Raw genomic sequence first — 650 nt, 5'->3', positions numbered from 1 at the left:
CGCTCGCGCTGGCCGGCGACCGCGTCTACTACGGCGACGCCGCCGGCGTCCACGCGCTTACGTGATCGTCGACGCCCGTCGGTCCGCCGGCTGGCACCGACGGCACGCGTCACCGCCGCCGCTCGCGGTTTCTGGTTCTGAAACCGTGCGGCCCGGGTTATGGGGCCGGGCCAACGAGTCGACGCCAACGATGGCAGCGATCGAAACGCACGATCTGACGAAGCGCTACGGCGACGTGGTGGCGCTCGACGGTCTCGACCTCACGGTCCGGGAGGGGGAGGTGTTCGGCTTCCTCGGTCCCAACGGCGCCGGGAAGTCGACGGCGATCAACATCCTGCTGGGGCTGGTCCGGCCGACGGCGGGGAGCGGCCGCGTCCTCGGTCACGACGTTCGCTCCGAGTCACGCGAGCTCCGCCGCCGGATCGGCATCCTCCCGGAGGGGTACAGCACGTACGACCGACTGACCGCGAGGGAGCACCTCGACTACGCGATCGCGGCGAAGGGCGCCGACGACGACCCGGACGCGCTGCTCGACCGGACCGGCTTGGAGCCGGCGGCACGCGACCGCCGGGCCGGTGGGTACTCGAAGGGGATGCAGCAGCGGCTCGCGCTGGCGATCGCGCTGGTCGGCGACCCGGACCTGTTGATCC

At 72.2% G+C, this 650-nt stretch carries 1 protein-coding gene; it reads left to right on the top strand.

Annotated elements, in window-relative coordinates; all coding sequences use genetic code 11:
* Positions 1–190: 190 nt before the first annotated feature.
* Positions 191–650: ABC transporter ATP-binding protein (locus ACFR9S_RS13395; RefSeq protein ID WP_379818872.1), on the top strand; the 460-nt coding region annotated here is incomplete at its 3' end.

The organism is Halolamina salina (assembly GCF_042678005.1).
GTDB classification, from domain to species: domain Archaea; phylum Halobacteriota; class Halobacteria; order Halobacteriales; family Haloferacaceae; genus Halolamina; species Halolamina salina.
This window is presented reverse-complemented; position numbering and strand designations above follow the sequence as displayed.